The following is a 7,738-nucleotide window of genomic DNA, read 5'->3' on the forward strand; positions in this document are numbered from 1 at the left end:
GGCGTTAATCGGTGGGGCTCCGGGGCTGGGAGTGGTTAGGGTGACCGGATGTTCACGCATGCCTTGATCGAGGGGGTCGGTACGCCGGCCGCCTGGGGTCCCATGTTGGTGTCCCGCCCGCGAGTCCGGCGTCCGGCCCTGGTCGGCCGGGACGCGACCCGCCGCTGATCGGTCCATTCCACGGCGGGCTGGGGCTCAGCCCCCGCCGCCGCTGATCAGCTCATTCCTGCCGCCGCAGGGGCTGCCGCCCCTCGGTGTCGCACCGCCGCGTCCTCGCGCCATCGTCCAGGGCCGTCCGAGTCCCGATCCACTCGGGCAGGCCCGGCAATCCCGGCTGCCTGTCCAGCCCGTCGCCGAACGGCGACAGACAGGACGACGACCCGTGGCGCCCCGCAACTTCCGATCAACCGAACGCGACCGGTCCCGTCGCGTACTCAGCCAGAACTTCCTCGTCGACCGGGCCGCCGTGGCGCGGCTGGTCGGCGCCGCCGAGGTCGATCCCGACGGACTACTGCTGGAGGTCGGCGCCGGTCGCGGCCAACTGACCCGTCCGCTCGCCGCCCGCTGCGGTCGACTGACGGCGTACGAGGTGGACCCTGCAGCCGCCCGGGCGCTGGCCGCCGTCTGCGCGGCCCTGCCCAACGTCGAGCACCGGCAGGCCGACTTCCTCGCCGCCGAGCCACCGGAGGAGCCGTTCGCGGTGGTCGGCAACATCCCGTGGTCGCTGACATCGGCCGTGGTGCGCTGGTGCCTGGCCGCGCCCCGGTTGCGCTCGGCCACCCTGCTCACCCAGTTGGAGTACGCCCGCCGCCGCAGCGGCGACTACGGCCGGTGGACCCGGCTCACCGTGTCGACCTGGCCCGAGGTCGACTGGCGGCTGGCCGGGCGGGTGCCGCGTACCGCGTTCCGACCGGTGCCGGCGGTGGACGCCGGGATCCTGCGGATCGAGCGGCGGGTGGAGCCGTTGCTGTCCCGGGCCGCCCTGCCGGCGTACCGAAGGTTGGTGGCCGCGGGCTTCGGGGGCGTCGGCGGTTCGCTGGCGGCGACCCTGCGCCGGCACCACCCGCCGGCCCGGGTGGCCGCGGCGCTGCGCGCCACCCGCATCGCGCCGGACACGCCGGTGGGGTACGTCTGGCCGGAGCAGTGGCTGGTGCTGTTCCGACTGCTGCACGCCCGCTGACCGTGTACGGGGTCAGGAGAGACTCGACAGCGCGGCGTTCAGCTCGTCCGGCGACTCGAACTGCTCCGCCGGCAACGCCCGCAACACCTGCAACATGGCCGTGCTGGCCCCGTTCTCCTGGCCCCAGCGGACCAGATCCTCGCGGGAGACCGGGTAGTCGAGCCCGGCCAGGTACTCCTGCAACTGCACCCCGGTGACGGTCATGTCGGCCAACTACCCGCTCGCCGCACCCGTACACCGGCCGGCCCGCCGACCGGCGTACGGCGTGTCGCGGGCGGCGCGCCGACGGTTTGTCGAAGCGGCCTCCGGGTAGCCGCGGACATGCTGGTTCAGCGGCTCGGCGCGCCGAGCGACTTCGACCCGTTGCTGGAGCGCGTCCGGGACGCCCGGGTGGTGATGATCGGCGAATCCACCCACGGCACGTACGACTACTACCGGCTGCGCGAGCAGCTCACCCGCCGGCTGATCGCGGAGTGCGGCTTCTCGTTCGTGGCCGTGGAGGGCGACTGGCCGGACTGCGACCGGGTGCACCGCTCGGTCACCGCAGCGCCGGACGGTGCGCCCGACCCGCAGACGGCGCTCGAGCGGTTCGAACGGTGGCCGACCTGGATGTGGGCGAACGCCGAGGTGGCCCGCTTCTGCCGCTGGCAGCGCGCGTGGAACCTGGAGCGGCCGGAGGATCAACGGGCCGGATTCCACGGTCTGGACGTGTACAGCCTCTGGGAGTCGATGCAGGCGATCTTCGACTATCTGGGGGAGGAGGACCCTAGGTCGCTGGAGGCGGCGCAGGACGCGTACCGGTGCTTCGAGCCGTACGGCAAACGGGTCGAGGAGTACGGCGCGGCCAGCCGGTTCGTCTCCGCCCGGTGCGAGGAGGAGGTGGTGCGCCTGCTGGCGCGGACCCGGGAGCAGGCGCTCTCCGACGGCCCGGACCGCTTCTCGGCCTGGCAGAACGCGGAGGTGGTGGCCGGCGCGGAGCGTTACTACCGGGCGATGGTGGCCGGCGGGCCCGATTCGTGGAACATCCGTGACACCCACATGCAGGACACACTGGACCGACTGCTGGACCGGTACGGTCCGGACGCCCGGGGGATCGTCTGGGCGCACAACACCCACGTCGGGGACGCCCGGGCCACCGACATGGCCGCGGACGGAATGATCAACATTGGTCAGTTGGCGCGGGAGCGGCACGGCGACGAGGCGGTGGCCCTGATCGGCTTCGGCAGCTACCGGGGTACGGCGATCGCCGCCCCCCGGTGGGGCTCACCGGCCGAGGCGATGGTCGTACCGCCGGCCCGGCAGGGGTCGGTCGAGCGGCGGCTGCACGAGTTGATGCCGGAGCGGGCGGTGCTGGTCTTCGGTGGCGACGACCAGCCGGGCTGGGTCACCGACACCGCCGACCATCGGGCGATCGGAGTGGTCTACGACCCGTCGTTCGAGTCCTGGGGCAACTACGTGCCCACCCGCCTTGCGGAACGCTACGACGCCTTCATCTGGTGCGACGAGACCACAGCCCTGCACCCCCTGGCCGCCCCGGCGGTAGCGGGCGAAATGGAAACCTACCCAGCCGGCGTCTGACCGACCCGCCGAGCCGCGCGCCGCGCCGCGCCCGCCGGGCCGCGCCGATCATGGAGTTGTGGTGCTGGACGAAGGCCTCGATTCGGGGCGCAACGGGCACCACAACTCCATGATCGACCAGGTGTGGCGTCAGACGCCTGCCGGGGTGCGGTCGGTGAGCTTCGCGCGCAGGCCCTCGCCCTCGATGTCGACGTTCGGAAGGGCGCGGTTGAGCCAGCGGGGGAGCCACCAGGCACGGTCGCCGAGCAGCGACATCACCGCGGGAACGATGGTCATCCGGACCACGAAGGCGTCGATGGCCACACCCACGGCGAGCGCGAAGCCCATCGACTTGATCACCGGATCCTCCAGGAAGACGAAGCCTCCGAAGACCGAGATCATGATGAGCGCGGCGGCGGTGACCACCCGGGCGCCGTGCCCCATGCCGCTGATGGTGGCCTCGCGGGCGGACTCGCCGTGCACGAAGTCCTCCCGCATCCGGGACACCAGGAACACCTCGTAGTCCATCGCGAGCCCGAACAGGATGCCGATGAGCAGGATCGGCAGGAAGCTGATCAGCGGGCCCGGGGTGTCCAGGCCGACGAGGTCGGCGAGGTGCCCCTGCTGGAAGACCGCCACCGTGATGCCGAACGTGGCGGCGACGGTGAGCAGGAAGCCCAGCGCGGCCTTGATCGGCACCAGCAGCGAGCGGAACACCAGCATCAGCAGCAGCACCGAGAGCCCGACCACCAGCAGCAGGTAGACCGGCAGCGCGTCGGAGAGCTTCTCGGAGACGTCGATGCCGATCGCGGTGACACCGGTGAGCAGCACGTCCGCGTCGCGGATGCCGCCCACCGAGGCACGGATGTCGTGCACCAGGGTCTCGGTGGCCTCGTCGGTCGGGCCGGTCTTCGGCACCACTCCGAGCAGGGCGGTCCGGCCGTCCGGGCTCAGCTGCGCCGGCGCCACCGCGAGCACGTTCTCGGTGCGCTGGAGCAGCGCGGTCACCTGCGGCACGGCGGCCGAGGTGGCCTGTGGCGTGTCACCGGCGACCACCACCGCGAGCCGGCCGGTGAAGCCCGCGCCGAACCCCTCGGTCGTCAGGTCGTTCGCGACCCGCGCGGGTGAGCCGACGGCCGCCGTGGAGGCGTCCGGCAGGGCCAGCCGCATGTCCGGCGTGGGCAGCGCGAGCAGGCCGAGGCCGAGCAGACCGACCAGGATCACGGGTACGCGGAACCGGGTGACCAGGCGCGCCCAGCGGAAACCGAAGCCGGACCGGTCCTCGGTCGGTGCGGTGTCGGCAACCGTGCGGTCGGCGTCCGTGCCGTTGGCCGGCGTGTCGTCGGCGGCGACCGAGCGCAGCCGGCGGGGAAGCACCCGGCGACCGGCGAAGCCGAGCAGCGCGGGCTGAAGGGTGATGGCGACGAGCACCGCGACGGTGACCGTGCCGGCGGCGGCGAGACCCATCACGGTGAGGAACGGGATGTCCACCACGGCGAGCCCGGCCAGGGCGATGACGACGGTGGCGCCCGCGAAGACCACGGCGGAGCCGGCGGTACCCACGGCCCGGCCGACCGCCTCCTCGGGGGACAGGCCGTCGAGCAGGTTCTGCCGGTGTCGGGAGGTGATGAACAGCGAGTAGTCGATGCCGACCGCGAGGCCGAGCATCAGCGCCAGGATCGGCGCGGTGCTGGTCAACTGGACGACGCTGCTGAGCGCGAACAGGCCGGCCATGCCGGCGCCCACGCCGATGAGCGCGTTGAGCATCGTCATGCCGGCGGCCACCAGCGAGCCGAACGTGATGATCAGTACGATCGCGGCGACCAGCACGCCGAGCGCTTCGGTGGAACCGATCTCCGGCTCACCGCCCAGCACCTCGCCGCCCGGGGCGACCTGCCAGCCCTGCGCCTCGGCCGCTGCGCCAACCTGCTCGTACGCGGTCTTCTGCTCGTCGGTCACCTCGTCCGCCCCGGTGGCGAACTGGACCTGGACCAGCGCGTACCGGCCGTTGGGCGAGACGGCGCCGACCTGGAACGGGTCGACGGCGCCGACCACGCCGGGCAGCGTCGCGGCCTGCTGGACGATCTCCTGCACCACGCCACGGCCCTGCGGGCTGGCCAGCTGGCCGTCACCCGGTGCCTTGACCGCGATGGTGCCGGTGGCGCCGCTGGCCGCGGGGAACTGCTGCGCGAGCAGGTCGAGCGCCCGCTGGCTCTCGGTGCCGGGCATGGTGAAGTTGCTCGCCGTCGGGCCGCGCAGGGTCGCCGCGGCCAGGCCGGCGACGACGAGTACGACGAGCCAGAGCGCGACGACGAGCCGTCGCCGACGCAGCGCGCCCCGGCCGAGCCGGTAGAGCAGGGTGGCCATCAGGATTCCTTGTCCTCGGTCGTGGGTGGTTGGGGCTGGGGGGACTCGACGGGCTCGACGGCCCGTCGGACGAGGGCGAGCAGGGCGGGGCGCAGCTCGTCGTCGGGAACGTCGACGAACTCGGCGCACGCCTCGGAAATGCCGGCGAGCAGCACCAGCGCGGCGATCCGGGCGCCCGGCCGGTCGGAGTGCCCGGCGAAGGCGTCCCGCAGGCGCTCGGAGATCTGCTGGATGTGCGCGAAGGCCGGCTGGGCCAGCAGCTCCGGGAACTCGCCGCGGAGCAGCGCGATCTCCCGCCGGAAGCGCACCGCGAGGTCGACGAAACCCACGGCGGCGACCTGCTGGGCGGCCCCGCCGGTCAGGCCGGTGAGCCGGTCGTCGAGCTCCTGCAGGACGGCGATGGCCGGGGCCATCAGCTCGGCGAGCAGGGCTTCCTTGTTGGCGAAGTGGTAGAGCACGGTGGCCTTGGAGCAGCCGACCTCGCGGGCGATGTCCTGCAACGAGGTGCCCCGGTAGCCGGTCACCGCGAACCGTCGCGCCGCCGCGGCGAGGATCTCGCCGTGCGTCTCGGACACCGCTCTGGCCATCACCGGTCCACCTCCCGCAGACCAGCATGCCTGACCGATCGGTCAGACCCTGACCGATCGGTCAGATTGTCACGGTGGCGTTCCCCACACCCCGGCCCGGTTTAACCGGCGTGCTCCGCGTCGTACCTGGTCCGCGCCTCGGCGATGGCCCGGCGGTGCCGCTCGGCCCAGCTGGTCAGCGCCACCAGCGACTCGTACAGCTCCAGCGCCATCGGGGTGGCCGTGTACTCGACCTTCGGCGGAACGGTCGGATAGACCGTGCGGTGCAGCAGACCGTCGCGTTCCAGATTGCGCAGGGTCAGCGTGAGCATCCGGCGACTGATCCCCTCGATGTGCCGCTCCAGCTCGGTGAACCGCACCGGCCCGTTCGAGGCGGACACCAGGATGCTGATGCTCCACTTTCCGCCGACCCGGTCGAGCACCTCGCGGACGGTGCACGCCCGGGCCTGACCCGGGGTGAACGGCACGCTTCCCGCTGCGCACGCGAGCTCGGCCTCGACCAGCGCGGGCACATCGCTGTTCCTCTGGGACATAACAGTGCCTCCTTCCGCTCCCGCTCATGGTCACAGACGATGACGTCGGTAACAAACCATGCACCAAGGAGGCGTTCCATGAACCCCGTCGTCGTCCCGTCCCGCTGGCCGGCGCTGCTCGTACTCTGCGCCGGCAGCCTGATGATCATCCTGGACGGCAGCGTCGTCGCGGTGGCGCTGCCCGCCGTGCAGGGCGATCTGGGCTTCACCGCCACCGGCCTGGCCTGGGTGGTCAACGCCTACCTGGTCGCGTTCGGCGGGCTGCTGCTGCTCGCCGGCCGCCTCGGCGACCTGCTCGGCCGGCGGCGGATCTTCCTGGCCGGCATCGCGCTGTTCACCCTGGCCTCGGTGGCCTGCGCGCTGGCCACCGGGCCGGCCGTGCTGGTCGGCGCCCGCTTCGTTCAGGGCGTCGGAGGCGCGCTGGCCATGGCGGTCAGCCTCGGCATGATCGTCCGGCTCTATCCCGAGCCGGCCGAGCGGGCCCGCGCGATCGCCGTCTTCAGCTTCACCGGGGCGGCGGGCGCGTCGGTCGGCACGGTGGCCGGTGGCGTCCTCACCGACCTGGCCGGCTGGCGGTCAATCTTCCTGATCAACCTGCCGATCGGGGCGGCCATCCTGCTCGCCGCCGTCCGCCGGCTCCCCGCCGAGCGGGGCATCGGCCTGCGCGCGGGCCTGGACCTCCCCGGCGCCCTGCTCGCCACGGCCGGACTGATGGCCGCCGTGCTGGGCATCGTGGGGACCGGCGAGCACGGCTGGACCAGCCCGCGGACCCTCGGCGCGGCGGCGCTCGCGGTGCTGCTGCTCGGCGGGTTCGCGCTCCGGCAACGGGTGGCGCCCACCCCGCTGCTGCCGGCCCGGGTGCTGCGCGTCCCCGGCCTGGTCGTGGCGAACGCCGTGCAGTTCCTCATGGTCTCCGCGTACTTCGGCTTCCAGTTCCTGCTCGCCGTGGAGCTTCAACTGGTGCTCGAGCTCGACGCGGCGGCGACCGGCTGGGCCTTCCTGCCCACGCCGGTGGTGATCGCCGTGGTGTCACTCGGCCTGGCCGGTCGGATGATCGCCCGGTGGGGCGCCCGGGCCGTGCTGCTGGCCGGGCTCGGGCTGGCCACCGTCGGTTTCCTGCTGCTCGGCCGGCTGCCCGCCGACGGCGGCTACCTCGCCGACGTGCTGCCCGCGATGCTGATCTTCGGGGTGGCCGGCGGCCTGACCCTGCCGGCGGTCACCACACTGGCCATGGCCGGCGCGACCGACGCGGACGCCGGGCTCGCGTCCGGGCTGGCCAACACCACCCAGCAGGTCGGCGGTGCGGTCGGTCTGGCCGCGCTGGCCACCCTGGCCGCCACGCGCGCCGACGGTCTGCGGGCCGCCGGCTGGGCCGAGGTGGCGGCGTTGGCCGGCGGCTACCGGCTCGCGTTCACCGTCGCCGCCGCTCTGGTGGTCGCCGCGCTGGTGGTCGCGCTGACCACGCTGCCCGGGGGCCGGCCCGCGCTGCCCGCCGTAACCGAGCGGCAGCGAAG

The 7,738-nt window shown here is 73.1% G+C and carries 7 protein-coding genes; 3 read left to right on the forward strand and 4 right to left on the reverse strand.

The features are described 5' to 3' along the window. The first annotated feature begins 382 nt into the window (after positions 1–382). On the forward strand, positions 383–1,180 hold the full coding sequence (gene erm, locus EAD98_RS29895) for an ErmE/ErmH/ErmO/ErmR family 23S rRNA (adenine(2058)-N(6))-methyltransferase (RefSeq protein ID WP_121657288.1): 798 nt from the start codon (positions 383–385) through the stop codon (positions 1,178–1,180). A gap of 12 nt (positions 1,181–1,192) precedes the next feature. Here the strand turns inward: erm and EAD98_RS29900 are convergent, their stop codons facing one another. After that, on the reverse strand, positions 1,193–1,384 hold the full coding sequence (locus EAD98_RS29900) for a DUF2795 domain-containing protein (RefSeq protein ID WP_121657289.1): 192 nt from the start codon (positions 1,382–1,384) through the stop codon (positions 1,193–1,195). Positions 1,385–1,501: 117 nt separating this feature from the next. On the opposite strand from EAD98_RS29900, the gene EAD98_RS29905 reads away from it, so the two are divergent. After that, positions 1,502–2,758, forward strand: coding sequence for an erythromycin esterase family protein (locus EAD98_RS29905; protein WP_121657290.1), 1,257 nt, complete (start codon positions 1,502–1,504; stop codon positions 2,756–2,758). 129 nt (positions 2,759–2,887) lie between these two features. Here the strand turns inward: EAD98_RS29905 and EAD98_RS29910 are convergent, their stop codons facing one another. The 3 genes from EAD98_RS29910 to EAD98_RS29920 all read right to left on the reverse strand — a co-directional run bounded on the left by EAD98_RS29910 (position 2,888) and on the right by EAD98_RS29920 (position 6,224). Beyond that, positions 2,888–5,104 (reverse strand): MMPL family transporter, encoded by a 2,217-nt coding sequence (locus EAD98_RS29910; RefSeq protein WP_121657291.1) that lies wholly within the window; start codon positions 5,102–5,104, stop codon positions 2,888–2,890. After that, entirely contained in the window at positions 5,104–5,691 is a 588-nt protein-coding gene (locus EAD98_RS29915) for a TetR/AcrR family transcriptional regulator (RefSeq protein ID WP_121657292.1), read from the reverse strand. The genes EAD98_RS29910 and EAD98_RS29915 overlap by 1 nt, the downstream gene beginning before the upstream one ends. A gap of 101 nt (positions 5,692–5,792) precedes the next feature. Further along, positions 5,793–6,224: a helix-turn-helix domain-containing protein gene (locus EAD98_RS29920; protein WP_199723619.1), complete on the reverse strand. Its 432-nt coding sequence runs from the start codon at positions 6,222–6,224 to the stop codon at positions 5,793–5,795. Between the two features lie 78 nt (positions 6,225–6,302). Here EAD98_RS29920 and EAD98_RS29925 point away from each other — a divergent pair. Continuing rightward, positions 6,303–7,738 (forward strand): MFS transporter (locus EAD98_RS29925; protein ID WP_121657293.1); only part of this gene is annotated, 1,436 nt, incomplete at its 3' end.

The organism is Micromonospora sp. CV4, from assembly GCF_003667455.1.
Lineage (GTDB): Bacteria > Actinomycetota > Actinomycetes > Mycobacteriales > Micromonosporaceae > Micromonospora.